A 23,970-nucleotide genomic window follows, 5' to 3' on the forward strand; every position below is an offset into this window, starting at 1 on the left:
ACGTCAAGCGCGTCCGGGCTCTCCGAAAATGGCAACGAGATTGTCGAGATGGGCTGCATAGTTTCGCCAGCGGTTCCGCGATCTTGTGTAGAGCGGCTCGCGCACCTGCCACGCGCTTGCGGTTCGGACCTGGGCGGTGCCGCGGTGCGGGGTAAGGCAGGCATCCTCCCACTCCAGATCGAGGAACGAGAGAAGCCCGGCGATTTCGGCTTCAGGATCGCTAACCAGCGCATCGTAATCCGCGACACGGACATCATCGGGGTAGAGCTCCAGCCAGTGCGCCGCCAGACGCTCATATTGCCGATACCAATGCGCGGCGCTGTCGAGCGCGGCGGCATAGGTCAGCGCCGGATCGAGATGCGCGAAGTAGATCGACAGGCAATTGTCGAGCGGGTTGCGCCGGGTGAGCACGATCTTCGCCTTCGGGAAGATGCGTTTGATCAGACCGACATGGAGGGAATTGTCGGGTCGCTTGTCGGTGAGGCCAGCGGTGGGCAGATCCATCTCGCCCAGCCCCTTCAGATAGCGCTGCCTCAGGTCGGTGTAGAAATCGGCGTCGCGGCCAACCAGCGATTCGGGATAGGGCTGTAACTGCTCGCGCACGATGCGCGGCAGGATCGGCAGTTCGCCGCCCGCGGTCACCCGGCTGTGTGATGCCAGAATGCGCTCCACCAGCGTCGACCCCGAACGAAACATGCCGCAGATGAAGACGGGCGCAGGTTCCGGCCCCGCTTCCGTTCCCACCGCGTCGGGAAAGGCCGCTATCAGCCGGTCGATAAAGGCCTGCGCCCCTTGTGGATCGTAGGGATGCGCCGCGAGCGCCCGGCTGCCTTCATTGGCGGTGCGATAAGCGGCGAACGCCTCGTCGTAACGCGCGCATTGATCGAGCGCACGCCCCAGCGCGTACCCCAGGTCGGCCCGTTCCAGCGGGGCAAGATCGGTGCGAGCGGCAGCGCCCCGAAGCCGCTCGATCAGCGGGTGTGCGGGGTCATCGAACACGGTCACTTCGGCGAGACGCATCAGCGCAAGCGCGCTTCCGGGTTCGAGCTCCAGCGCCTGCGCGTAAACCGCGCGAGCCCGGTCGCGGTCACCCGCATCCTCGTGAAGATTGCCGAGATTGAGCAAGGCCGGGACATAGCCGGGCCGGATTGCGAGCGCCGCTTCGAGCGCCGCATGCGCTGCGGCGGGGTCGCCGAGGTCATCGGCGAGAACGACCGCACGGTTGAGATGGACCTCTTCGGGCCCGGTTACCTTGTGTTTCAGGGCACTGTCATAGGCGGCCAGCGCTTCGCGAAAGGCACCCTGCCGTTTGAGCAGCAGGCCGAAGTTTACCCAGTCATCGGATCGATCCGGATCAAGCGCGAGCAGGTGCCGATAGGCTTCGCGCGCCTCATCATAGCGCGCCGAGCGATACAGCGCGGCCGCCTTGCGAGCGAGCGCATCGGCCGTGTCCGCCATCAGCCGTAGATCAGATGCGGCGCAATCGTTTCGCGCCAGGCTGTTTCGTCCGCGGCGGCCAGTTCGTCGAGATCGTCGGGCACGGCTTCGCTGTCATCGACCCACTCGCGCAGGGCCGGGCCGCCGTTTATCACGTCGATCGCCAGCCGGTCGAGCTCGTATTCATAGGGGAAGTCGCGCCACAGCGGATAGTCGGGGTAGAGCTTGCGGATCGCCTTGAACGCCAGCGCCTGCAGGCGCCATGGCTGGAAGGCGTAATGATCGTAAAACTTGCCTTCGGCATGGATCATCAGGCCGTTGCACAGCGTGCCGACATGCTTGTGGAAGGTGGGTTCGAACCAGCATTCGCGGATCGCACAGCCGCGCATCCAGACCGGGGCAAGTGCGTGCATTTCGGCGAGCACTGCCTTGGCGTCGACATCGGGAGCGCCGAACAGCACTTCGAGCGGGCGGGTGGTCCCCCTGCCCTCGCTCAGCGTGGTTCCCTCGAGCATCACCGTGCCGGCATAGGCACGCGCCATGTTGAGGCTGGCGGCATTGGGGCTGGGATTGATCCATACGCGTTCGTCCGACCAGCCATAGCCGGGGGCCTTGCCGGGCTTCCACCCGCTCATCTCGATCACCTGGAGATCGACGTCGAGCTTGAAATGCGCGACGAACCAGCGTGCCATTTCGCCCATGGTGAGGCCGTGGCGCATGACCATCGGGCCCGCCCCGACAAAGCTTTCCTGGCCGGGTTTCAGCAAGGTGCCTTCCACCGGTCCGCCCGCGGGATTGGGCCGGTCGAGCACCCACACGCTCTTGCCCGCCTTGGCCGCTTCCTCGAGCAGGTAGAGCAGCGTGGTGACGAAGGTGTAGATGCGGCAGCCGAGGTCCTGCAGATCGAACAGGAAGATGTCCGCGCTGGCCATCATTTCCGCGGTCGGGCGGCGCACTTCGCCATAGAGGCTGAAGATCGGGATACCGTAATGCGGGTCGATCTCATCGACCGTCTCGACCATATTGTCCTGCTTGTCGCCCTTCAGCCCGTGCTGCGGGCCAAAGGCGGACGAGACGCTGATCCCGCGGCCGATCAGCGCGTCGAGCGAATGATCGAGACTGGCGGTAACCGAAGCCGGATGCGCGACCAGCGCCACGCGCTGCCCTTCGAGCGGGGCGCGCAACCCCTCCTCGGTGATGAGACGATCGATGCCGAATTTCATGCGCCGCTCGGTGCCGCAAGCCGCGCGGTGAAGCAAGCCGGATCGTGGAAATCGGGCTGCTCGCCGCGATGCTCCAGCGCCCAGAAGCTTTTGTGCCCCCCGGCCTCCTCGATCACGCAGGTGAGACCCATCGCGCAACCGGTGTCCGGCAAGGCGGCGGCAGGCAGTGCGGCATCGAAGATCGCGAAACTGCTACCCATGCGCATGGTGCAGACCGGTTCGCGCGGGATCGGGCGCTCCGCCATCCCGTCGCGGCGCGCGGCGAAGTCGTAGGCGTTCCAGCGTTCGGATGGAGACAGGTTGAATTCGCAATAGGCGGTCCCGCCATCGGGGCGCAGGAACATCTCGAAGCAGGTGGTCTGCCACAGCCCGTCGGCGCGCCCCTTGCCCGCGGATTTGGGCACCACCAACTCACCGCTGCCCTCGATCCGCCAGCGCAGGCGCAGCCAGTTGTCATCGCGCCCGATGACGCGGGCTTCGACCCCTGATACCGCGCGCGGCGGATGCCCCGGATGGGGCTGCAATCGATACGTTTCCATGCCGCCCCTTACCTGCTAGCGCGCGCTTCGTCATGAGCAACTACACCTCCGATCTCCTGCGCGTGCTCGACGAGCGCGGCTATATCCACCAGGTCACCGACGCCGAGGGCCTCGATGCGCTCGCCGCCAAGCAGATCGTGCCGGGCTATATCGGTTTCGATGCCACCGCGCCTTCGCTCCATATCGGCAGCCTCGTGCAGATCATGATGCTGCGGCGGTTGCAGCAGGCAGGGCACAAGCCGATCGTGCTGATGGGCGGCGGGACCACGCGGATCGGCGACCCCACGGGGCGCGACGAAAGCCGCAAGATGCTGACCGATGCCGCGATCGACGAGAATATCGCCGGGATCCGGACGGTGTTCGAGCGCCTGCTCGTTTTCGGCGACGGGCCGACCGATGCGGTGATGGTCAACAATCACGACTGGCTGAGCGGGCTTCGCTATATCGAGATGCTGCAGAAGGTCGGGACGCATTTCACCGTCAACCGGATGCTGACCTTCGATTCCGTGCGCCTGCGGCTCGAGCGCGAGCAGCCGATGACCTTCCTCGAATTCAACTACATGATCCTGCAGGGCTACGATTTCCGCCATCTGGCGCAGGAAATGGGTGTGCGGTTGCAGATGGGCGGCAGCGACCAGTGGGGCAATATCGTCAACGGCATGGAGCTGGGCCGCCGGATGGACGGGAGCGAGCTGTTCGGCCTCACGACCCCGCTGCTGACCACCGCCGATGGCGGCAAGATGGGCAAGACCGCGGCCGGCGCGGTATGGCTCAACGAAGCCCAGCTGCCGAATTACGACTTCTGGCAATATTGGCGCAATGTCGATGATCGCGATGTCGGGCGGTTCCTGCGGCTGTTCACCGATCTGCCGCTCGATGAGATCGCCCGTCTCGAAGCGCTCGGCGGGTCCGACATCAACCAGGCGAAGACAGTTCTTGCCAACCAGGTAACCACACTCGTTCGGGGTGAAGAAGCGGCTAGACTGGCTGCGCAAACGGCTGCGGAAACCTTCGCCGGCGGGGGTGCCGGCGCGGACCTTCCGACGCTCGATGTAGGCCCTGACGGCATGCGCATCGGGGCCGTGCTGACGGCGCTCGGATTCACGGCTTCCAACGGGGAGGCCAAGCGCAAACTGGCCGAAGGCGCGGTCAAGCTCGATGGCGAGACCGTCACCGATCCGGGCTATCTGGTGAGCCTTGCGGCGGACGCCGAGGCCAAGCTCAGCCTCGGCAAGAAGAAGCACGCGGTTATTCGCTGTTAACCAGCGACGAAACGCCCTTTTTTACCGTCGAAGCACCGGGCCGGTTTACCAATTGGCAGGCTTTTGCCGCCATAAGGAGCTTTGATGTCCGATACCCCCACTCCCCCCAACCCCAACCGCAAAGGGATCGCCAGCATGTCTGCCGGAGCACAACTGAGCGTCACCGACCAGCGGCGCATGACCCGCCACCCGGTCGACCATCCCGTCATTGCCGAGCATTTCGGCAAGGGCGACGTGCGGCTGCATATTGCGAATATCTCCGCCAACGGCTTCATGGTCGACAATGGCGACGGCATCGGCCGCGGCGAACGCGTGATCGTGCGCCTGCCGGTTATCGGCCGGATCGAAGCCTATTGTATCTGGGTGCGCGACAACCGTGCGGGCTTCCAGTTCGAACGCATCATCCGCGTCGACGACTTCCTCGCCATGATCGATACGCTGCAGCCCAACCCGCGGCTGCGCAAGCTGCGCTAAGCCGCAACAGCTTCTACTAGAACAAAAAGCAGGCCCGTCTTCACAACCGAAGGCGGGCCTGCCATGCGTCCGGCGTGAGTGAAACCGCCGCGCCCTCCCCCGACAGTTCGCCGCTCCGGATAGCGAATTTCCGCGCCTATTGGTTCAGCCGCCTGTCGATGACGCTCGCGCAATATGCGATGATGCTGATTATCGGTTGGCAGACCTATAACATCGCGCGCGACAGCGGGCTGGGGATCGCCGCCGCATCGGGCCAGTTGGCGCTGATCGGGCTGCTGCAATTCGTGCCGCTATTCCTGCTGACGCCCTTTTCGGGCTGGGCGGCGGATCATTTCGACCGGCGCAATCTGGCGCGGCTGACCGTTATAGCGCAGCTGGGCTGTGCGGGCGCGCTGGCGTGGCTGACCTGGAGCGGAAGTCTTACCCTGCCCGCCCTGTTCGGGGTGGCGATCGTGCTCGGTGTGGTCCGCTCGTTCAACGGCCCGGCGCTGTCCGCGCTCGCACCCAATCTCGTGCCCAGGGCGATCCTGCCGAACGCCATCGCACTGTCGAGCATCGCCTGGCAGGTCGGCATGATCGTGGGGCCCGCGATCGGCGGTTATACCTATGCGATCCTGCCGGCGCTGCCCTATTTCGTGGCCTGCGGGCTGTTCGCCGCAGCGCTGGTCGCGCTGTCTTTCATCGGCAAGGTGCCGCAGCCCCCGCGCGCGGCCAACAAGCGCCCCATCCACCAGATGGTCGAGGGCCTGCGCTACGTGGTGCGCAACAAGATGGTGCTCGGCGCGATCACGCTCGACCTGTTCGCGGTGTTCCTGGCCGGGGCAACCGCGCTCTTTCCCGTTTATGCGCGCGACATCCTGCAGGTTGGCGAGACAGGGTTGGCGCAGCTCGCCATGGCCCCAGCGGTCGGCGCGGCGCTTACCGCGCTGTGGTTCAGCTTCCGCCCGCTCAAGACCAACGTCGGCCCCAAGATGCTATGGGCAGTGGCGATCTTCGGCCTCGCCACCATGGTGTTCGGCCTCTCGCGCTGGATGCCGCTCAGCCTGGCGATGCTCTTCATCATCGGCGCGGCGGACATGTTCAGCGTCTATATCCGCCAGTCGCTGATCCAGCTGCACACGCCCGACGACAAGCGCGGGCGGGTGTCCTCGGTCAGCCTGCTGACCATCAGCGCCTCGAACGAATTCGGCGATTTCTTCTCCGGCAGCCTGGCCTACCTTGTCGGTCCCGCGCTGGCGGTGGTTGGCGGCGGGGCCGGCGCGATCGTGACCGTCGCCGTCTGGGCGCGTATTTTTCCCGTCCTGCGGACCACGCGGACCTTTGACCCGCCTGACGAATTGTTAGACACTCCCCCCGAAGAGAAATTGCAGGAGCAGATGCCATGAAAGCCGACTCCGTCCTCGCCACGATCGGCGATACCGCCCACATCCGCCTGTCGCGCCTGTTCCCCGACCACGAGGTCTGGGTAAAGAACGAGCGCGCTAATCCGGGCGGTTCGATCAAGGACCGCATCGGTCTCGCCATGATCGAGGATGCGGAGGCAGCGGGCCTGCTCAAGCCCGGCGGCACGATCGTCGAACCGACCAGCGGCAATACCGGAATCGGTCTGGCGATGACTGCCGCGGTCAAGGGCTACAAGCTGGTGCTGGTCATGCCCGAAAGCATGAGCGTCGAGCGGCGCCGGCTGATGCTCGCCTATGGCGCCAGTTTTGACCTGACCCCCAAGGAAAAAGGCATGAACGGCGCAATCGAGCGCGCGCAGGAACTGGTCGCACAGACGCCGGGCGCGTGGATGCCGAGCCAGTTCGACAATGCCAGCAACTGGAAGGTCCATGCGCGCACCACCGCGAAGGAAATCCTCGACGATTTCGCCGATACACCGATCGACGCGCTGATCACCGGCGTCGGCACCGGCGGCCACTTGACCGGCTGCGCCGAAGTGCTGAAACAGAGCTGGAGCGGCATGAAGGCCTATGCGGTCGAACCTACGCTTTCGCCCGTCATCAGCGGCGGCCAGCCCGGCCCGCACCCGATCCAGGGCATCGGCGCAGGCTTCGTGCCGCAGAACCTGCACACGCAGGCGATCGATGGCGCAATCCAGGTCGCTCCCGAGGACGCGAAGGAAATGGCGCGCCAGTGCGCGGCCAAGGAAGGCTTGCTGGTGGGTATCTCCAGCGGCGCCACGCTCGCCGCGATTAAGCAGAAGCTGGCCGACATGCCCGCGAATTCGCGCATTCTCGGCTTCAATTACGATACCGGCGAGCGGTATCTTTCCGTGCCCGACTTCCTGCCCGAATGATGGAGAAGGTCGGATATCGCGACGGCGCGGTCGAACTGGCCGGTCTTCATGCGCGCCCGGAAGGCCCGGTGCGCGCAGCGGTGGCGATCTATCCGACCTTCATGAACTCGACCGCGGTCGTCGAGGCCAAGGCCGCAGAGCTCGTCGAAGCCGGCTACGCGGTCCTGATCGGCGACTTCTATGGTCCGGAGACACCCGAAGACGGTGATGCTGCCTTTGCTGCAATGAGCCGGTTACGCAGCGATCCGGTGGCCATGCGCCAGCGGCTGCGCGCCACGCTCGACCTCCTGCGCCAGCTGGAGCCCGACCTCCCGCATCTCGCCATCGGGTTTTGCCTCGGCGGGATGGCGGTGCTCGAAATGGCGCGCGACGGGCAGGACCTCGCAGCAGTCGTCAGCTTTCATGGTTTGCTCGAAACCGCCCTGCCCGCCGACAAGCCGATCACGCCGCGTATCCTCGTCTGCCACGGCGATGCCGACGCGCTTGTGCCGCGTAGCCAGGTGACCGCGTTCTGGGAGGAAATGGACGCGGTGAAGGCCGACTGGCACTTCCACAGCTATGCGGGAGTCGAGCATGGCTTCACTGCCCCGCACCGGCCCACCGGGGCGGTTAATCCCGCCTATGATGCGAGTGCCGACCGCCAGAGCTGGGCGGCGATGCACAGCCTCTTCAACGAAGTGCTCGGCGGATAGCAAAAAGGCCCGGACGCGGGGTCCGGGCCTCCTCGTTTTCCTATCGCAGAACGATCAGGCGGCGGTGGCGAAAGCGTCTTCGCCCAGCGCCATCGTGCTGTCGCTGCCTGCCTCGAGCTTGCGGCGCAGCGCACCGGTATCGGGCAGATACCGATCCATGTAATAGCGCGCCGTGGCGAGCTTGGCTTCGTAGAACGCCTTGTCCTCGGTGCCCGCGGCCAGCGCAGCCTGCGCGACCTTGGCCATCCGCAGCCACATCCAGCCCAGCGTCACGATGCCCATCATGTGCATGTAGTGATGCGCGCCCGCACCGAGGTGGTTGGGGTTCTGCATGGCATTGTTCATGAACCACATGGTCGCCGCCTGCTGCTGGCCGAGCGCCTTTTCGAGCGCTTCGGCCAGCGGGCCGAGATCGTCATCGCCCTTGGCGGCACCGATATCGTCACCGACCACCTTGAAGAAGGCCTGGATTGCCGCGCCGCCCTTCTGTGCGAGCTTGCGGCCGCACAGATCCATCGCCTGCACGCCGTTGGTACCTTCGTAGATCTGCGCGATCCGGGCATCGCGGACAAACTGGCTCATGCCCCATTCCTCGATGTAGCCATGGCCGCCGAAGACCTGCTGCATGTTGGTGGCGATTTCATAGCCCTTGTCGGTGCCATAGCCCTTGATGACCGGGGTCAGCAGCCCGATCAGCATGTCGGCCTGTTCGCGCTCTTCCTCGGTCTTGGCCTTGTGAGTCAGGTCGACCTGCAGCGCGCCCCACAGGCACAGTGCACGCATGCCTTCGGTAAAGGCCTTGGCGTCCATCAGCATGCGGCGCACGTCGGGATGGACGAAGATCGGATCGGCCTGTTCGTCGGGCTCGGCCGGGCCGGTGAGCGCGCGGCCCTGGCGCCGGTCGAGCGCGTAGGCAACCGCGTTCTGATAGGCGACTTCGGCCTGGCTGAGACCCTGGATACCGACGCCGAGACGCGCCGCGTTCATCATGATGAACATGGCAGCGAGACCCTTGTTCTCCTCGCCGACGAGCCAGCCCTTGGCACCATCGTAATTGAGCACGCAGGTCGCATTGCCGTGGATGCCCATCTTGTGTTCGATCGAGCCGCAAGCGACGCCATTGCGCTCGCCCGGCGTACCGTCTTCATCGACGATGAACTTGGGCACGACGAACAGCGAGATGCCCTTGGTGCTGTCGGGTGCGCCCGGCGTCTTGGCCAGCACGAGGTGGATGATGTTGTCCGCCATGTCGTGTTCGCCGGCGGAGATGAAGATCTTGGTGCCGGTGATGGCGAAGCTGCCGTCGGCCTGCGGTTCGGCCTTGGTCCGGATCATGCCTAGATCGGTGCCGCAATGCGGCTCGGTCAGGTTCATCGTGCCGGTCCATTCGTTGGAGATCATCTTGGGAAGATACTTCTCCTTCTGCTCCTGGCTGCCCTTGGCGAGCAGCGCGGAGACCGCACCATTGGTCAGGCCGGGATACATGCCGAAGGCCTGGTTGGCGCTCGAGACGAATTCCTCGAAAGCGAAGCCGAGGACATGCGGCATGCCCTGCCCGCCGAATTCTTCGGGCTGCGACAGCGTGCCCCAGCCCGCTTCGCGGAACTGGTCGAAGGCTTCCTTGAAGCCTTTGGGCGTGGTGACCGAACCGTCTTCGTGGCGGGTGCAGCCTTCCTGGTCGCCCGACTGGTTGAGCGGGGCTAGCACTTCGGCGCAAAACTTGCCGCCCTCGTTGATCACCGCATCGGTGACATCGGGACTCGCCATTTCGAAGCCGGGCAGGTCCCCGTAGCTCGCGAGATCGAGCATCTCGTTGATGATGAAGCGAGTGTCGCGGGTAGGCGCGGAATAGCGGGGCATCAGTAAGTCCTTGGGTCTGGGGTCTGTCGGTTATCTCGCCGGGGAGGCAAATCAGTCGAGATCGACATCGAGCGTTTCGATATGCTCGATGAATTCGGTGAGGTCGGTGATCGAGCTGTCGATATCGTCACGCTGTTCTTTCAGCTTGGCGACATGCGCCTTGCATTTCTCGACCGTGACGCGGCGCTGCTCGACGCGGCCGTCACCGAGATCGTAGAGATCGATCATTTCGCGAATTTCGGTGAGCGAGAAGCCCACATTCTTGGCGCGCATGATCCATGCGAGCCGCGCACGATCGCGTTTGGAATAGATCCGCGTGAGGCCGATCCGCGAAGGCGCGATCAGCCCTTCGTCCTCGTAGAAACGTAGCGCGCGGGCGGTGCAGCCGAATTCGCTGGTGAGGTCGGAGATCGAATATTGTTCGCGGCCCAGTTCGTCCGGCCGTTCGATATGGGCACCGGCATGGCGGCGATCGCCATTCTCGGCACGGAAGTCCTTGGGCAGCGGCTGTGTCATGAGCCGACTCATACGCCCACGTTTACGTAAGCGTCAAGTCTTGACGGATTGGAGAACATCGCCCTCGAGTCGGCGGTAAAAGCAGCTCGGTGCGCCCGTGTGACAGGTCGGACCCGCAGGCCGGCAGGAGAGGACGAGGGCATCCTGGTCGCAATCGACGAGGATCTCCTCGACCTCGAGGACGTGGCCCGAACTTTCGCCCTTCTGCCAAAGCTTGCCGCGCGAACGCGAGTGGAAATGGGCGAGCCCGGTGGCGCGCGTCGCGGCCAGCGCCTCGGCATCCATGAAGGCCACCATCAGCACTGCGCGACTGGCGTGATCGACGACGACTGCGCACAGCAATCCCTTGTCGTCGAACTTGGGCATGAAACGCGTACCTGCCTCGCGCTCGGCCTGATCACTCACTGCGACACCTTTCAAATCCCATTCTCGGGCGGCTTTTGTTGCACGATAACCACAAAGTCGACCCAAAATCCGACATTCTTGCAAATGCCTGTTTGATGATGGCGCAGTTTCGGGAACAAACAGCCGCGCAGGCGAAAGTGAGGCCTGCCCACCGGAGCAGCGGTGCCAACAGAGCGCCAGGTTCAGGGGGTCAAACGGATTCGCAGCCGCGATAGAGGGTTTACGCGGCGCATCCGGTAACGATGAGGGATGGGCCAAGGTGCATGCTGGGGGGCTGCACCTGTGTCGCAAGGCAGGTCCGGTTATATTCGTCACGTGGCGCCCGGGATCGCAAGGTCCCGGGCGTTTCGTTTGTCGCCTAATAGGGACCTGCACCTGTGTCGCAAGGCAGGTCCGGTTATATTCGTCACGTGGCGCCCGGGATCGCAAGGTCCCGGGCGTTTCGTTTGTCGCCTAATAGGGAAGCGCTTCGTCGAGCACGCGGGAGAAGCAGGCGATCTGGACGCTCCTCGCCCCGCCCCGCTTCAGTGCCTTGACGCACGCAGTACTGGTCGCGCCGCTGGTGAGCACGTCGTCAACCAGTATGATGTCCGCACCTTTGACCTTGGCTGTCCGGCTGCTCCGCAACGTGATCGCGCCTTGCAGCGTGCGGGCCCGTGCCCGCTTGCCCAGACCGCCCAGCGCCGGGGTCGGCTTGGTCCGCACCAGGGCATCGACGCACATCGTGCCGTGCCCCATTTTCTGCAATTGCCGCCCGAGCAACGCCGCCTGGTTATAGCCCCGGTGCCACAGGCGGCTGCGATGCAGCGGCACCGGGACGATCACCCGCTCGCTGTCCGCGGCAGGCAGCCGCGCGGCGATCAGCTTTGCCAGCAGCGGCGCCAGCGCGATGCGGCGACCGTGCTTGAAGGCGAGCACCAGCCTGCGCGAGGTATCGGTATAGAGCGTCCCCGCCGCGATCCCGTCATGCCCCGGCGGATCGGCAAGGCAGGGCGCGCAGATTGCCCCCGCCTGCGGTCCGTGATCGCCAAAGGGACGCTGGCAGGCAGCACAGCAGGGCTCGGAGGGGATGACGAGGTCACTCCAGCAAGTGCTGCACAGGCCGCCCTGTTCGCCCACCCCGCACCCGCAGGCCGGGCAGCGCGGGGGATAGATGAAATCCAGCACCGGGGCGAAGCTTTCGGCGAGCAGGCGGCTTGTGGACATCTTCGCATGCTGCGCCGCTTGCGCGAGGCTGGCAAGCGCGGCAGGGCGATGCGCGATGGCTAGCCAGGCACCGCCCCGCATCTTCTCCCGCCAGCGCCGCATTGCCGGCCTGCGCCGCGCCCGGGTGCGGCAGGCCCACCGCGATGCGGCGCGCTATATCCTCGACGACATGGTCGAGGACGTGCTCGACCGGCTCGAATTCATCCGCCTGGCACCCAAGCGTGTGCTGGTGATCGGTGACTGGACCGGCACGCTGGCCTTGTCGCTGCGCGGCGCAGGCTCTGAGGTCGAGGAGCGCGATGTCGCCACGCTCGACGAGGAACAGCCGGTCGCGGGCGCGCCCTACGACCTCATCGTCAGCCTCGCCTCGCTCGACCGGGTCAACGACCTGCCGGGCGCGCTTCTCCACCTGCGCAATGCGCTGGGCGAGGACGGCATGCTGATCGCCAGCATCGTGGGTGCAGGCAGCCTGCCGCATCTGCGCAGCGCGATGCTCGCCGCCGAACCCGACAGGCCGGCTGCACGGATGCATCCGCTGGTCGATAACCAGGCCGCCTCCGCGCTGCTGCAGCGCGCGCTGTTCAAGCGGCAGGTGGTCGACAGCCGCTCGCTGACCGTTTCCTTCGGGACGCTCGAACGGCTGGTGTCGGACTTGCGCGATCAGGGCCTTGGCGGCACGCTGGCGAGTGCCCCGCCCCCGCTGGGGAAGGCCGCGCTGAAACGTGCCGAACAGGCCTTTCGCAAGGCGGCCAACGACAAGGGCCGCGTGCTCGAAAGCTTCGAGATCCTGACCCTTACCGGCTGGAAGGACTAAGCCGCGCGCAGGCTGGCCTGCGCCGCCGCGAGCCGCGCAATCGGCACACGGTAGGGCGAGGCGCTGACGTAATCGAGCCCGGTCTTCTCGCAGAAGGCGATGCTCGCCGGGTCGCCGCCATGTTCGCCGCAGATACCCAGCTTGAGCCCGTCGCGCGTCGCGCGCCCGCGTTCGGCGGCGAGTTCGACCAGCTGGCCGACGCCGTCGATGTCGAGGCTGACGAAGGGATCGCGCGCGAAGATGCCCTTGTCGACATAGGTCGTCAGGAAGCGGCCCGCATCGTCGCGGCTCACGCCCAGCGTGGTCTGCGTCAGATCGTTGGTCCCGAAGCTGAAGAATTCGCCCACCTCGGCGATTTCGCCCGCCATCAGCGCGGCGCGCGGCAGTTCGATCATCGTGCCGACGAGATATTCGAGCGTCGTGCCGGTGGCCGTGAACACTTCCTTGGCCACCCGGTCGACGACATCCTTGAGCAGTTCGAGCTCGCGCCGCGTGGCGACCAGCGGGATCATGATTTCGGGCACCGGCGCATCGCCGCTGTCCCTCGCGACCTGGCAGGCGGCCTCGAAGATGGCGCGCGCCTGCATTTCGTAGATCTCGGGATAAGTGATCCCGAGCCGGCAGCCGCGATGGCCCAGCATCGGGTTGAATTCATGCAGCTCGCCTGCGCGGCGGCGCAGCTTTTCGATATCGACCCCGGTGGCGCGCGCGAGGTCTTCGAACTCGGCATCGCCATGCGGCAGGAATTCGTGCAGCGGCGGGTCGAGCAGGCGGATCGTGCACGGCAGGCCCGCCATGACTTCGAAGATGGTCACGAAATCGCTGCGCTGTTCGGGCAGCAGCTTGTCGAGCGCGGCGCGGCGGCCGGCTTCGCTATCGGCGAGGATCATCTCGCGCACCGCGCTGATGCGGCCCGCGTCGAAGAACATGTGCTCGGTGCGGCACAGGCCGATGCCTTCGGCGCCGAACTGGCGCGCCATGCGGCATTCGGTCTCGGTTTCGGCATTGGTGCGCACGCGCATCCGGCGGTGCTTGTCGGCCCATTCCATCAGCGTGCCGAAGTCGCCCGCCAGTTCGGGTTCGATGGTGGCGACTTCGCCCGCCATGACCTGCCCGTTGGCGCCGTCGATAGTGATGACATCGCCCTCCTTGAGTTCGCGGTCGCCGATGGTGAGCGTGCGGCCTTCGCGCGCGATCGACACTTGCGATGCGCCCGACACGCAGGGGCGGCCCATGCCGCGCGCAACCACGGCCGCGTGGCTGGTCATCCCGCCGCGCGCGGTGAGGATGCCGGTGGCGGCATGCATGCCGTGAATGTCCTCGGGGCTGGTCTCGACCCGCACCAGCACGACCTTCTCGCCGCGTCCGGCCCACAGTTCGGCGGTGTCTGCATCGAGCACGATCTTGCCGCTGGCCGCGCCGGGCGAGGCCGGCAGGCCGGTGGTCAGCACATCGCGCGGCGCTTCGGGATCGAGCGTCGGGTGGAGCAGCTGGTCGAGCGCCATCGGGTCGACGCGCAGGATCGCGGTCTTCTCGTCGATCAGCCCTTCGCCGACCATGTCGACCGCCATCTTGAGCGCCGCCTTGGCAGTGCGCTTGCCATTGCGCGTCTGCAGCAGCCACAGCTTGCCCTGCTGAACGGTGAATTCGATGTCCTGCATGTCGGTGTAGTGTCGTTCGAGCAGGTCGAACACGCGCGCAAGCTCGGCGAAGGCCTCGGGCATGGCTTCTTCCATGCTCGGCTTGTCCGCCCCGGCCAGTTCGCGCCGCGCTTTGGTGAGGTATTGCGGCGTGCGGATGCCCGCGACCACGTCTTCGCCCTGCGCATTGACCAGCCATTCGCCGTAATAGGCCTTCTCGCCGGTCGAGGGATCGCGGGTGAAAGCGACGCCGGTGGCGCTGGTGTCACCCATATTGCCGAACACCATCGCCTGCACATTGACCGCGGTGCCCATGTCATGCGGGATGTCGTTGAGGCGGCGGTAGATCTTGGCGCGCTCGGTATCCCAGCTGTCGAACACGGCGCTGATCGCGCCCCATAGCTGCTCGACCGGGTCCTGCGGGAACGGCGAGCCGAGCTCGCGCTCAACGATCGCCTTGTATTCGGCGATCAGCACCTTCCATTCTTCGGCGCTCAGCTCGGTATCGGCGTAATAGCCCTGGTCTTCCTTGGCGATTTCGAGCGCTTCCTCGAACAGGCCGTGATCGACGCCGAGCACGACATCGCCATACATCTGGATGAAGCGGCGGTAGCTGTCCCAGGCGAAGCGTTCGTCGCCGCTGGTGTTCGCCAGCCCGGCCACCGTGTCGTCATTGAGGCCGAGGTTGAGCACGGTATCCATCATGCCGGGCATCGACACTGCGGCGCCCGAGCGCACCGAGACGAGCAGCGGATCGGCGGCATCGCCAAAGCCCTTGCCCACGGTCTTCTCGACATGGTTCAGCGCGGCGGCGACATCATTGCGCAGCTTGGCGGTGAAGTCGCTGCCGCCGGCGAGGTAGGTGAGGCATTCCTCGGTCGCGATGGTGAAGCCCGGCGGGACCGGCAGGCCAATGCTCGCCATTTCGGCGAGGTTGGCGCCCTTGCCGCCGGTCACGGTCTTGTCCTTCTGCCTTGCATTCGTATGCGGCGCGTTTCCGCCGAAGGTGAAGACCGTGTCGTTACTCATGAAGGCAATTCCTACAACTTGGACCACATGGACCACGGTCCATAGGGCAAAAATCCATCAGCCCTCGATGCGGCTGAAATCGGCGACTTTGTGCACTGCAGCACGGAAGCGCGCAAGCAGGTCGAGACGGTGCGCCCGCTTGTTTTCTTCATCCGCATTTACCGTCACTTCTTCAAAGAACCGGTCGATCGGTGCCCGCAATGCAGCCAGCGCGGCCATGGCGGCGGAAAAGTCTTCATCTTCAATGGCCCGGCTCGCTGCCGGTTCCGATTTCGCAAGCGCATCCATCAGCGCCTTCTCGGCAGGTTCGGGCGCGTAGGAAAGCTCTTTCGCATGGCGCTCGGCCATCTTGGCCTGGATCACCGCTGTCATATCGGGATCGTCGACCAGCGCGAGCGGGTCTTCCTCGCCCGTCCGCGCGATCTCGCCCTCGGCGCCGTGCCAGTCTTCCTTCTTGAGGATATTGGCGGCGCGCTTGTAGCCTGCGAGCAGGTTGGCGCCGTCTTCGGTTTCCATGAAGGACTGGAGCGCACGAACGCGGGCGAGCAGGCGGACGAGATCGTCCTCGCCGCCGAGCGCGAACACTGCATCGATGAGATCGTGGCGAACGCCTGCCTCGCGCTGTTGGACCTTCAGGCGGTCGGCAAGAAATGCGAGCAACTCGATGAGCCTCGCAGCATTTTCTCTGTCGCGCTGTTCAACGGGCACAGCCTCCTTAGAATCATCGGGAAGGCTCCCAGCCGGAAAAGCGCTCTGAAGAACCTGAGCCTTTAGCGTTTCATCACCAAGCAAGGGGAGAACCGCTGCGACGAGAGAAGCCTTCGCCGATTGCTCTTGCGCGTAGATATACTCAAGCGCTCCAAACATGGCTTTCATGACAAGCTGCGTCATCGAATAGCGCAGGTCATTTATGAGCAAGATACGGATCAATCCGATTCCCGCGCGCCGCAATGCAAACGGATCTTTTGAACCAGTTGGCTTTTCATCGACAACAAAGAACCCAGCAATCGTATCGAGCTTATCTGCCAAGCTCACCGCCACCGTCACCGGTGCGGTCGGAACATCGTCGCCCTGCCCCACCGGCTTGTAGTGATCGCGGATCGCGTCGGCGACGGCATCGGGCAGGCTCTCGGCGCGGGCGTAATAGCCGCCCATCAGCCCCTGCAGTTCGGGAAACTCGCCGACCATTTCGGTGACCAGATCGGCCTTGGCGAGCCGCCCGGCCTGTTCGGCCATGTCGGCGAGGTCTTCCCGGCTTAATCCGTCACCCCCGCGCAGGCGGGGGTCCAGCTGACCCGAGTTGCCTGTACCACCGCCGTTATCTGGATTCCCGCCTTCGCGGGAATGACGGGTGTTGGGTTTGACGATTTCTTCCTCGACCAACCAGCGCGCCAGCTTGGCCACGCGTTCGACCTTGTCGGCCACGGTTCCCAGCTTTTCGTGGAAGGTGATCCGCTCCAGCCCCTTGGCGTGTTCGGCGAGCGTTTTCTTGCGGTCAACGTCCCAGAAGAAGCGGGCGTCGGACAGTCGTGCGGCGAGGACCTTGCGGTTGCCGTCGACCACGCGCGCGCCGCCATCCTCTGCTTCGATATTGGCAGTGCAGATGAAGGCGTTGGCGAGCTCGCCCTTTTCGTCCTCGCAGACGAAGTACTTCTGGTTGACGCGCGCGGTCAGCTGGATGGTCTCGGGCGGGACCTCGAGGAAATCCTCCTCGAACCGACCGAGCAGCGGAACGGGCCATTCGGTCAGGCCTGCGTTCTCGATCACCAGCCCTTCATCCTCGACCAGGCGGAGGCCGGCTTCTTTGGCGACCTTGGCGGCGCCCGAGCGGATCAGGTCCTGCCGTTCCTCATGGTCGACGATGACGTGCCCCGCGCGCAGCTTCATCGCGTAGTCGTCGGCATTGCCGATGGTGATGTCGCCCGAATGGTGGAAGCGGTGTCCCAGCGTGACCGCACCGCTGGTGACGCCGTGCACTTCGCACTCGACCACTTCATCGCCCAGCAGCGCGACGATGCCCGACAGCGGGCGCACCCAGCGCAAGGATTCGGTGCTGATCGAGGCACCACCCCAGCGCATCGACTTGGGCCAGCTGAAGTCGCGGATAATCGCCGGAATCGCTTCGGCGAGCAGGTCCGCTGTCGCGCGACCGGGTACGTTCTTCACTGCGAAATAGGTTTCGCGGCCCTTGACCTCGCGCGTTTCGAGATCGGCCTTGTCGACCCCCGCCTTGCGGCAGAACCCTTCGATCGCCGGATCGGGCGCGCCGACGGGCGGACCCTTCAATTCTTCGCTGACAGCCTCGGTCGCCAGCGGGAGCCCGCGCGCGATCAGCGCAAGGCGGCGCGGGGTCGACCAGACGGTGATCTCGCCCGCCTGGACACCGGCGGCGTCCATCTCGCGGCGGAACAGCTTTTCGAGTTCGGCGCGCGCGCCCGCCTGCATGCGGGCGGGGATTTCTTCACTGCGCAGTTCGAGGAGGAAATCAGACATTCGCCACCTCCGTCGCCCCTGCGCAGGCAGGGGCCCAGATAAGGGCTGTGGCGCGCGCAAGGGAGGTTATCTGGACCCCCGCCTGCGCGGGTGTGACGGAGTACCGTTTAGGACTGGCAGAGATCATTTCGACCACTCCGGATATTTCTCGGCCCAGGCGGGCGCTTCCTTGGCCATATGCGCTTCGCAGCTGCCGCGCGCGAGGTCGCGGACGCGGCCCATGTAGCTGGCGCGTTCCTGCACGCTGATCACGCCGCGCGCCTGCAACAGGTTGAAGATGTGGCTGGCCTCGACCGCCTGCTCGTAGGCAGCGATCGGCACGTCATTGGCGAGCGCGTTCTGGCACTCGGCCTCGGCCTTGTTGAACAGGTCGAACAGCGCATCGGTCTCGGCGACCTCGAAGTTCCACTTCGACATCTGCTTCTCGTTCTCGAGGAAGACGTCGCCGTAGGATACGCCGCGATCGTTGAAGGCGAGATCGTAGACGCTATCGACGCCCTGGATATACATCGCCAGGCGTTCGAGCCCGTAAGTCAGTTCGCCCGCCACCGGCTTGCAGTCGAACCCGCCCATCTGCTGGAAATAGGTGAACTGGGTGACTTCCATCCCGTCGCACCAGACTTCCCAGCCTAGCCCCCAGGCCCCCAGCGTCGGGCTTTCCCAGTCGTCCTCGACGAAGCGGATATCGTGCTTGAGCGGATCGATGCCGATCACCTCGAGGCTCTTGAGATAGAGGTCCTGGATGTCGGGCGGGCTCGGCTTGAGGATCACCTGGTACTGGTAATAATGCTGCAGCCGGTTGGGGTTTTCGCCATAGCGGCCGTCGGTCGGGCGGCGGCAGGGCTGCACGAAGGCGGCGTTCCACGGTTCGGGGCCGAGCGCCCGCAGTGTCGTCGCGGTGTGGAAGGTGCCTGCGCCCATGCGCATGTCGTAGGGTTGCAGGATGAGGCAGCCCTGCGCGCTCCAGAAATCGTGCAGCGCGAGGATCATGTCCTGGAAGGAATTTTGCGGATTGCGGTCCATGGCGCGGGGCAATGGCGCAAGCGTCAAACAGGGTCAATGCCGCAGCGCAGCGCGGCTTGCACCGCAATATCCACCGGCGACTTGGCAATTCGTCGCAATGCTCGGTATCGCGGCCTTCCACGACAGGGAATCACACCGCATGAACCGCATCTCGATCCGCCCGGCGCTCGCCTGCCTCGCCCCGCTCGGGCTGGCGCTGCAGGGCTGCGCCGCGCTGCCCGAAGCCGACGTTGCGACCGCCCCGGCTACGGCCGAGGCACCCGTCGCTGCGGGTCCCGGCCTGTGGCAGGTCGCGGATGCGGATACCACGATCTACCTGTTCGGCACCGTCCATGCGCTTCCCGAAAGCATCGAATGGTACAAGGGGCCGATCGAGACCGCGCTCGCCGTCTCGCAGGAACTGGTCACCGAGATCCCCAGCAATGCGGCGCATGACCCCGCCGCGCAGCAGATGGTGATGACCAGTGCGCTGCTGCCCGCCGACGAGTCGCTGCGCGACATGCTCTCCGAACCCGATCGGACGAGCTATGAACTCGCGCTCACCAAGCTGGCCATGCCGCCCGCGGCCTTCGACCGCTTCGAGCCATGGTTTGCCGGGATGACGCTGGCCGTCGTCCCGCTGCTGCAGGCTGGCTATGCCGCCGAAAGCGGCGTCGAGGCGAAGCTCGAGGAACTGGCCCCCGCCGACGTCGCGCGCGGTGCGCTCGAGACGCTCGAATGGCAGATCGAACTGTTCGACACGCTGCCGGTCGAATCGCAGATCGCCTTCCTGATGGTGTCGGCGGACAATATCGACCAGGTCGTGCCGATGATGGACGACATGGTCGCAGAATGGCTCGAAGGCGACGCCGATGGCCTCGCCGCGCTGATGAACGACGGGCTGACCGACCCGGTGCTGGCGCATGCGCTCCTCTATGACCGCAACGAGCGCTGGGCCGAGTGGATCCACGGCCGCCTTGCCGAACCGGGCACCGTCTTCGTCGCGGTCGGCGCGGGCCATCTGGCCGGGCGTGGCAGCGTGCAGGATTACCTCGCCGGACGCGGGCTGTCCGTCACGCGCATCCAGTAATCGTCCCGCGACCGGGCACGGGGAATTCCCGACTTGCCACGGTGGGTAAACCATGCAGGGAGGAGGCGTGACCCGCCGCTTTCTTCCTTCGCTGTGCATCGCACTCGTGCTGCTGCTCTCCGCCTGCGGGAAGCAGGCCGATCCGGCCAAGCCCGAAGGACCCTACCCCGCGCTGTGGGAGATCGCCGACAGCAGGGGCGCGGTCGAAGGCTGGTTGTTCGGGACCATCCATGCGCTGCCCGACGGCGCCAAATGGCGCTCGCCCCAGCTCGACGCGGTGCTGGCTGAGGCCGACATGCTGGTGGTCGAGGTCGCCAATCTGGAAAATGGCGACGAGTTGTCGACGCTGTTCGAGGAAATGGCCTTCGATCGCCCCGCCGGGCCGCTGGCGCAGCGGATCGATCCGGCCTTGCGCGACGAGTTCGAGACGTTGCTGGTCAAGGCCAAGGTCCGCCGCGGCTATTTCGACCCGATGGAAAGCTGGGCCGCCGCGCTGGCGCTGGCGCAGGTGGCGCAATCCTCCAAGTCGGAAAATGGCGCCGACCGCGCGCTGCTGGCCGTGTTCGACAAACGCGAGGTGGTCGAGCTCGAAGGCGCGCGCAAGCAGCTGGCGATCTTCGATACGCTCCCCGAGAGCGAGCAGCGCGACCTGCTGAATGCCGTGCTCGAGGAAGCGCGCGCCAATGAGGGCGAAATCTCCGCGCTCGCTACCGCCTGGCTCGAAGGCGATACCGAACAGCTCACGCAGCTCACGAGGCGCGGCATCCTGGCCGATCCCGAACTGGCGCAGGCGCTGCTGCGCGACCGCAATGCCGATTGGGCGGCGCAGATCGAGAACCTGCTGTCGGCGCGCGACAAGCCGATGATCGCGGTGGGCGCGGGCCATCTGCTGGGTGCGGACGGCTTGCCGACCATGCTCGAAGCGCGCGGTTTCACCATTCGCCGGGTCGAATAAGCCCACCTCACCCGGGCGTTCTTACTTGCCTTTCGGCCCCGCCCTGCTATGCGCGCGGCCTTCGGCACCATGGTCATCCCTGGAGGCGTGGTGGACCGAGCAACCAAATAGCATTCGAAAGGTAAGTGCCATGAGCGACGCTCTGACCCTGCCGGCCGAGGCGCGCGAACGGGCTGGCAAGGGAGCCTCCCGTCAACTGCGCCGTCAAGGCCGTGTCCCCGCCGTGATCTACGGCGGCAAGGAAGAACCCACGATGATTCACGTGGAAGAAAAGGAGCTGATCAAGCAGCTCGACACCGGCCACTTCATGAACTCGATCGTCGAGCTCGAAGTGGACGGCAAGAAGCTGCGCACGCTCCCCAAGGACGTCGCTCTGCACCCCGTCACCGACCGCCCCGAGCATGTCGATTTCCTGCGCCTCGCCAAGGGCGGCAAGATCGAAGTCTCGGTTCCGGTCGTGTTCCTCAACGAGGAAGCCAGCCCCGGCCTCAAGAAGGGCGGCGTTCTGAACGTTGTCCGTCACGAGCTCGAACTGGTCTGCGAAAACGACAAGATCCCGGGCGAGATCGAAGTCGACGTCACCGGCAAGGAAGTCGGCGATTCGATCCACATCAGCGAAGTGAAGCTGCCTGCGGGTAGCGAGAGCGCGATCACCGATCGCGACTTCACCATCGCCACGCTGGTTGCTCCCTCGGCGCTCAAGAAGGCCGAAGGCGATACCTCGCAGGATGACGGCGAAACCGATCCGCAGGATGTCCCCGCCACCGAACAGGGTGTCGACGAGGACGCGGCACAGGAACAGGCAGACAAGAGCGCATAATCGCCTCTTGCCTTACCGCAACGAAGCGCCGGTCCCGCAAGGGGCCGGCGTTTTGCGTTTGGCCCCACCATCGCTAGAGGACCCCGCATGCAGATCTGGACAGGCCTTGGAAATCCCGGACCGAAATATGCGATGAACCGGCACAATGTCGGCTTCATGGCGGTCGACGTTATCGCGGCGATGTACGATTTCGGCCCGGTCCAGAAGAAGTTTTCCGGCTGGGCGCAGGAAGGCCGGATCGGCACGCACAAGGTGCTACTGCTCAAGCCCGCGACCTTCATGAACGAAAGCGGCCGCGCGGTAGGCGAAGCGCTGCGGTTCTACAAGCTCGACCCCGATGCCCTGACGGTGTTCCACGACGAGCTCGACCTCGCCGCCTTCAAGGTCAAGGTCCGTATGGGCGGCGGGCTGGCAGGCCATAACGGGCTGCGGTCGATCAACCAGCACCTCGGCCCCGATTTCCGCCGCGTGCGGATCGGCATCGGCCACCCCGGATCGAAAGAGCGCGTCCACGGCCATGTGCTGGGCAATTACGCCAAGAGCGAAATGGAGCCGCTGGCCGACATGCTGGCGGCGATGGCGGCCGAAGCCGAATGGCTGGCCAAGGGCGACGACGCCCGCTTCATGAACGATATCGCGCTGCGCCTGCAGGACTGAGCCTGTGAACCGGATCATGATCCTGGGGCCGTGCGGGAGCGGGAAATCGACCCTCGCGCGCAGGCTTGGCCAAATGCTCGATCTGTCATCCTACCATCTCGACCAGCTGATGTGGTCGGCAGGATGGGTCGAGCGTGACGAGCGTGACTGGCGCCCCGAACTGGAAGCGATCGTCCAGTCACCGCGCTGGGTCATCGACGGCAATGACGCCAGCACGATGGAACTGCGGCTCGCACGCGCCGACCAGGTGGTGTTTCTGGACTTTTCGGCCGCGCGCTGCCTGTCGCGGGTGATCCGGCGCATCTGGTCGGCGCGCGGCACCACGCGGCCGGACATGGCCCCCGATTGCCCCGAGCGCTTCGATGCGGGCTTCCTCTGGTATGTGGCGACATGGCATAATCGACCGCGCAAGCGGATCGAGCGGGCTCTCGCGGGACATGAAGCCAAGCTGCTGTACATCCGCTCTCCGCGCGAACTCGAACGCTGGCTCGCTTCGCTTTCGGCGCGGTAATTGCTAGGATGCGGGCAAAGGGAGACTGCCATGCCTGATCTGACTCGCCGCACCCTGCTTGCCGGAGCCGCAGCCACCGGAGCACTTGCCGCCACTGCCGTCCGGGCGCAGGACGACAAGCTGATCCCCGCGCCCGACCTGACGGGCAAGGCGATCCTCATCACCGGGTGTTCCTCCGGTTTCGGGCGCCTCGCTGCCGAACATTTCGCCCGCGCCGGAGCAACCGTATTTGCGACCATGCGCAACACGCCGCGGCCCGAGGCCGAGGAGCTGATGCAGCTGGCGCGTGACGAATCGCTCGATATCCGCGTGATGCGGCTCGACGTACTGCTCGACCACGAAGTGGCCGATGCCGTCGCCAAAGCCGAGCGCGAAATCGGCCGCGGGCTCGACGTGCTGGTCAACAATGCCGGGATCGGCATCACCGGGCCGGTCGAGGTCCAGGACATGGAAGCGACCAAGCTCGCCTTCGATACCAATGTGCTGGGCTACCACCGGCTGGCCCGCGCGGTGCTGCCAGGAATGCGCGCACGCAAACAGGGACATATCTTTGCCGTGTCGAGCCAGCTGGGCCGCGTCATCGTTCCCTATGCGGGTCACTATTCGGCGACCAAGTTCGCGGTCGAGGCGATGTTCGAACAGCTCGCCTACGAACTGGTGCCGCACAATATCGGGGTCACGATAATCGAACCGGGCGGGTATCCCACCAAGGTCTGGGTCAATCGCAACCGCTATTCGCAAGAGCTGAGGGAGCGCGCCGACCAGATCCATCTTGGCGGATATCCGCAAGTGGTCGCGCGAATGGGCGAGGAGGACGGATCGGGCCGCAGCGCCGATCCGATGGACATTCCGCACGCGATGGAAAGGGTCCTCGGCATGGCCCCGGGGACCCGCCCCCTCCGCTTGCCCGTCAGCGCCGGGAGCATCCCGCAGACCGCGATTAACGAGGTCAGCGCAAAGACGCAGGTCGGCTGGCTGGGCGAAAGCGGTTACGGCCCGCTGATCAAGGCGGTGCACAACGTCTGACGCTCTGGCTATTCGCGTGC

General features: G+C 65.2%; 22 protein-coding genes. 12 read left to right on the forward strand and 10 right to left on the reverse strand.

What is annotated here, in order from left to right:
- Positions 1-3: 3 nt before the first annotated feature.
- From V6B15_RS06255 to V6B15_RS06265, 3 genes are read right to left on the reverse strand one after another with little or no spacing between them, the layout of a single operon-like run.
- The gene (locus V6B15_RS06255; RefSeq protein ID WP_334200457.1) at positions 4-1,458 is read right to left on the reverse strand and encodes a tetratricopeptide repeat-containing sulfotransferase family protein; all 1,455 of its coding nucleotides are present in this window, start codon (positions 1,456-1,458) and stop codon (positions 4-6) included.
- Positions 1,458-2,660 carry an exo-beta-N-acetylmuramidase NamZ family protein gene (locus V6B15_RS06260; RefSeq protein WP_334200458.1) on the reverse strand — a complete coding sequence of 401 codons (1,203 nt, stop codon included), beginning with the start codon at positions 2,658-2,660 and terminating at the stop codon, positions 1,458-1,460. Before V6B15_RS06260 ends, V6B15_RS06255 begins: the two co-directional genes overlap by 1 nt.
- Positions 2,657-3,199 (reverse strand): DOMON-like domain-containing protein, encoded by a 543-nt coding sequence (locus V6B15_RS06265; RefSeq protein ID WP_334200459.1) that lies wholly within the window; start codon positions 3,197-3,199, stop codon positions 2,657-2,659. The genes V6B15_RS06260 and V6B15_RS06265 overlap by 4 nt, the downstream gene beginning before the upstream one ends.
- A 32-nt stretch (positions 3,200-3,231) precedes the next feature.
- Here V6B15_RS06265 and tyrS point away from each other — a divergent pair, with 32 nt between their 5' ends.
- The 5 genes from tyrS to V6B15_RS06290 all read left to right on the forward strand — a co-directional run bounded on the left by tyrS (position 3,232) and on the right by V6B15_RS06290 (position 7,926).
- The gene (gene tyrS / locus V6B15_RS06270; protein ID WP_334200460.1) at positions 3,232-4,461 is read left to right on the forward strand and encodes a tyrosine--tRNA ligase; all 1,230 of its coding nucleotides are present in this window, start codon (positions 3,232-3,234) and stop codon (positions 4,459-4,461) included.
- 135 nt (positions 4,462-4,596) lie between these two features.
- The gene (locus tag V6B15_RS06275) at positions 4,597-4,935 is read left to right on the forward strand and encodes a PilZ domain-containing protein (protein ID WP_334201334.1); all 339 of its coding nucleotides are present in this window, start codon (positions 4,597-4,599) and stop codon (positions 4,933-4,935) included.
- Positions 4,936-5,009: 74 nt separating this feature from the next.
- Positions 5,010-6,320 (forward strand): MFS transporter, encoded by a 1,311-nt coding sequence (locus tag V6B15_RS06280; protein WP_320180260.1) that lies wholly within the window; start codon positions 5,010-5,012, stop codon positions 6,318-6,320.
- Positions 6,317-7,234, forward strand: a complete 918-nt coding sequence (gene cysK / locus V6B15_RS06285; RefSeq protein WP_334200461.1) for a cysteine synthase A — start codon at positions 6,317-6,319, stop codon at positions 7,232-7,234. The genes V6B15_RS06280 and cysK overlap by 4 nt, the downstream gene beginning before the upstream one ends.
- A complete protein-coding gene (locus V6B15_RS06290) occupies positions 7,231-7,926 on the forward strand; it encodes a dienelactone hydrolase family protein (protein ID WP_334200462.1) in 696 nt (231 codons plus the stop codon). The genes cysK and V6B15_RS06290 overlap by 4 nt, the downstream gene beginning before the upstream one ends.
- A gap of 54 nt (positions 7,927-7,980) precedes the next feature.
- Here V6B15_RS06290 and V6B15_RS06295 read toward each other — a convergent pair whose 3' ends face one another.
- The 4 genes from V6B15_RS06295 to V6B15_RS06310 all read right to left on the reverse strand — a co-directional run bounded on the left by V6B15_RS06295 (position 7,981) and on the right by V6B15_RS06310 (position 11,913).
- On the reverse strand, positions 7,981-9,786 hold the full coding sequence (locus tag V6B15_RS06295; protein WP_334200463.1) for an acyl-CoA dehydrogenase C-terminal domain-containing protein: 1,806 nt from the start codon (positions 9,784-9,786) through the stop codon (positions 7,981-7,983).
- 51 nt (positions 9,787-9,837) lie between these two features.
- The gene (locus V6B15_RS06300) at positions 9,838-10,302 is read right to left on the reverse strand and encodes a MerR family transcriptional regulator (RefSeq protein ID WP_253515716.1); all 465 of its coding nucleotides are present in this window, start codon (positions 10,300-10,302) and stop codon (positions 9,838-9,840) included.
- A gap of 33 nt (positions 10,303-10,335) precedes the next feature.
- On the reverse strand, positions 10,336-10,707 hold the full coding sequence (gene hisI, locus V6B15_RS06305) for a phosphoribosyl-AMP cyclohydrolase (protein ID WP_334200464.1): 372 nt from the start codon (positions 10,705-10,707) through the stop codon (positions 10,336-10,338).
- 453 nt (positions 10,708-11,160) lie between these two features.
- On the reverse strand, positions 11,161-11,913 hold the full coding sequence (locus V6B15_RS06310) for a ComF family protein (RefSeq protein WP_334200465.1): 753 nt from the start codon (positions 11,911-11,913) through the stop codon (positions 11,161-11,163).
- 55 nt (positions 11,914-11,968) lie between these two features.
- On the opposite strand from V6B15_RS06310, the gene V6B15_RS06315 reads away from it, so the two are divergent.
- Complete coding sequence (locus V6B15_RS06315; protein WP_334200466.1) at positions 11,969-12,727, forward strand: methyltransferase domain-containing protein; 759 nt, start codon at positions 11,969-11,971, stop codon at positions 12,725-12,727.
- On the opposite strand, the gene ppdK is transcribed toward V6B15_RS06315, so the two are convergent.
- The 3 genes from ppdK to V6B15_RS06330 all read right to left on the reverse strand — a co-directional run bounded on the left by ppdK (position 12,724) and on the right by V6B15_RS06330 (position 18,912).
- Complete coding sequence (gene ppdK, locus V6B15_RS06320; RefSeq protein WP_334200467.1) at positions 12,724-15,396, reverse strand: pyruvate, phosphate dikinase; 2,673 nt, start codon at positions 15,394-15,396, stop codon at positions 12,724-12,726. The genes V6B15_RS06315 and ppdK overlap by 4 nt on opposite strands.
- Before the next feature lie 57 nt (positions 15,397-15,453).
- Positions 15,454-17,889: a glycine--tRNA ligase subunit beta gene (glyS, locus tag V6B15_RS06325; RefSeq protein ID WP_334200468.1), complete on the reverse strand. Its 2,436-nt coding sequence runs from the start codon at positions 17,887-17,889 to the stop codon at positions 15,454-15,456.
- A gap of 123 nt (positions 17,890-18,012) precedes the next feature.
- Positions 18,013-18,912 carry a glycine--tRNA ligase subunit alpha gene (locus tag V6B15_RS06330; protein ID WP_263606786.1) on the reverse strand — a complete coding sequence of 300 codons (900 nt, stop codon included), beginning with the start codon at positions 18,910-18,912 and terminating at the stop codon, positions 18,013-18,015.
- A 139-nt stretch (positions 18,913-19,051) separates the two neighbouring features.
- On the opposite strand from V6B15_RS06330, the gene V6B15_RS06335 reads away from it, so the two are divergent.
- The 6 genes from V6B15_RS06335 (at position 19,052) to V6B15_RS06360 (ending at position 23,950) form a co-directional block, all read left to right on the forward strand.
- Positions 19,052-19,981, forward strand: a complete 930-nt coding sequence (locus V6B15_RS06335) for a TraB/GumN family protein (protein ID WP_334200469.1) — start codon at positions 19,052-19,054, stop codon at positions 19,979-19,981.
- A gap of 67 nt (positions 19,982-20,048) precedes the next feature.
- On the forward strand, positions 20,049-20,936 hold the full coding sequence (locus V6B15_RS06340) for a TraB/GumN family protein (protein ID WP_334200470.1): 888 nt from the start codon (positions 20,049-20,051) through the stop codon (positions 20,934-20,936).
- A gap of 130 nt (positions 20,937-21,066) precedes the next feature.
- Positions 21,067-21,756 (forward strand): 50S ribosomal protein L25/general stress protein Ctc, encoded by a 690-nt coding sequence (locus V6B15_RS06345; RefSeq protein ID WP_334200471.1) that lies wholly within the window; start codon positions 21,067-21,069, stop codon positions 21,754-21,756.
- A gap of 87 nt (positions 21,757-21,843) precedes the next feature.
- Positions 21,844-22,413: an aminoacyl-tRNA hydrolase gene (gene pth / locus V6B15_RS06350; protein ID WP_334200472.1), complete on the forward strand. Its 570-nt coding sequence runs from the start codon at positions 21,844-21,846 to the stop codon at positions 22,411-22,413.
- A gap of 16 nt (positions 22,414-22,429) precedes the next feature.
- Positions 22,430-22,924: a topology modulation protein gene (locus tag V6B15_RS06355; protein ID WP_334201335.1), complete on the forward strand. Its 495-nt coding sequence runs from the start codon at positions 22,430-22,432 to the stop codon at positions 22,922-22,924.
- A 30-nt stretch (positions 22,925-22,954) separates the two neighbouring features.
- A complete protein-coding gene (locus tag V6B15_RS06360; RefSeq protein WP_334200473.1) occupies positions 22,955-23,950 on the forward strand; it encodes an SDR family oxidoreductase in 996 nt (331 codons plus the stop codon).
- The last annotated feature ends 20 nt before the right edge of the window (positions 23,951-23,970 follow it).

Origin of the sequence: Qipengyuania sp. Mu-71 (assembly GCF_036867055.1) — a bacterium.
GTDB lineage: Bacteria > Pseudomonadota > Alphaproteobacteria > Sphingomonadales > Sphingomonadaceae > Qipengyuania > Qipengyuania profunda.

Bases quoted from the DNA above. Each gene is read 5' to 3' on its own strand.
- V6B15_RS06255 (WP_334200457.1), bottom strand. From the start codon at position 1,458: ATGGCGGACACGGCCGATGCGCTCGCTCGCAAGGCGGCCGCGCTGTAT.
- V6B15_RS06260 (WP_334200458.1), bottom strand. From the start codon at position 2,660: ATGAAATTCGGCATCGATCGTCTCATCACCGAGGAGGGGTTGCGCGCC.
- V6B15_RS06265 (WP_334200459.1), bottom strand. From the start codon at position 3,199: ATGGAAACGTATCGATTGCAGCCCCATCCGGGGCATCCGCCGCGCGCG.
- tyrS (WP_334200460.1), top strand. From the start codon at position 3,232: ATGAGCAACTACACCTCCGATCTCCTGCGCGTGCTCGACGAGCGCGGC.
- V6B15_RS06275 (WP_334201334.1), top strand. From the start codon at position 4,597: ATGTCTGCCGGAGCACAACTGAGCGTCACCGACCAGCGGCGCATGACC.
- cysK (WP_334200461.1), top strand. From the start codon at position 6,317: ATGAAAGCCGACTCCGTCCTCGCCACGATCGGCGATACCGCCCACATC.
- V6B15_RS06290 (WP_334200462.1), top strand. From the start codon at position 7,231: ATGATGGAGAAGGTCGGATATCGCGACGGCGCGGTCGAACTGGCCGGT.
- V6B15_RS06295 (WP_334200463.1), bottom strand. From the start codon at position 9,786: ATGCCCCGCTATTCCGCGCCTACCCGCGACACTCGCTTCATCATCAAC.
- V6B15_RS06300 (WP_253515716.1), bottom strand. From the start codon at position 10,302: ATGACACAGCCGCTGCCCAAGGACTTCCGTGCCGAGAATGGCGATCGC.
- V6B15_RS06310 (WP_334200465.1), bottom strand. From the start codon at position 11,913: ATGTCCACAAGCCGCCTGCTCGCCGAAAGCTTCGCCCCGGTGCTGGAT.
- V6B15_RS06315 (WP_334200466.1), top strand. From the start codon at position 11,969: ATGGCTAGCCAGGCACCGCCCCGCATCTTCTCCCGCCAGCGCCGCATT.
- ppdK (WP_334200467.1), bottom strand. From the start codon at position 15,396: ATGAGTAACGACACGGTCTTCACCTTCGGCGGAAACGCGCCGCATACG.
- glyS (WP_334200468.1), bottom strand. From the start codon at position 17,889: ATGTCTGATTTCCTCCTCGAACTGCGCAGTGAAGAAATCCCCGCCCGC.
- V6B15_RS06330 (WP_263606786.1), bottom strand. From the start codon at position 18,912: ATGGACCGCAATCCGCAAAATTCCTTCCAGGACATGATCCTCGCGCTG.
- V6B15_RS06335 (WP_334200469.1), top strand. From the start codon at position 19,052: ATGAACCGCATCTCGATCCGCCCGGCGCTCGCCTGCCTCGCCCCGCTC.
- V6B15_RS06345 (WP_334200471.1), top strand. From the start codon at position 21,067: ATGAGCGACGCTCTGACCCTGCCGGCCGAGGCGCGCGAACGGGCTGGC.
- pth (WP_334200472.1), top strand. From the start codon at position 21,844: ATGCAGATCTGGACAGGCCTTGGAAATCCCGGACCGAAATATGCGATG.
- V6B15_RS06355 (WP_334201335.1), top strand. From the start codon at position 22,430: ATGATCCTGGGGCCGTGCGGGAGCGGGAAATCGACCCTCGCGCGCAGG.
- V6B15_RS06360 (WP_334200473.1), top strand. From the start codon at position 22,955: ATGCCTGATCTGACTCGCCGCACCCTGCTTGCCGGAGCCGCAGCCACC.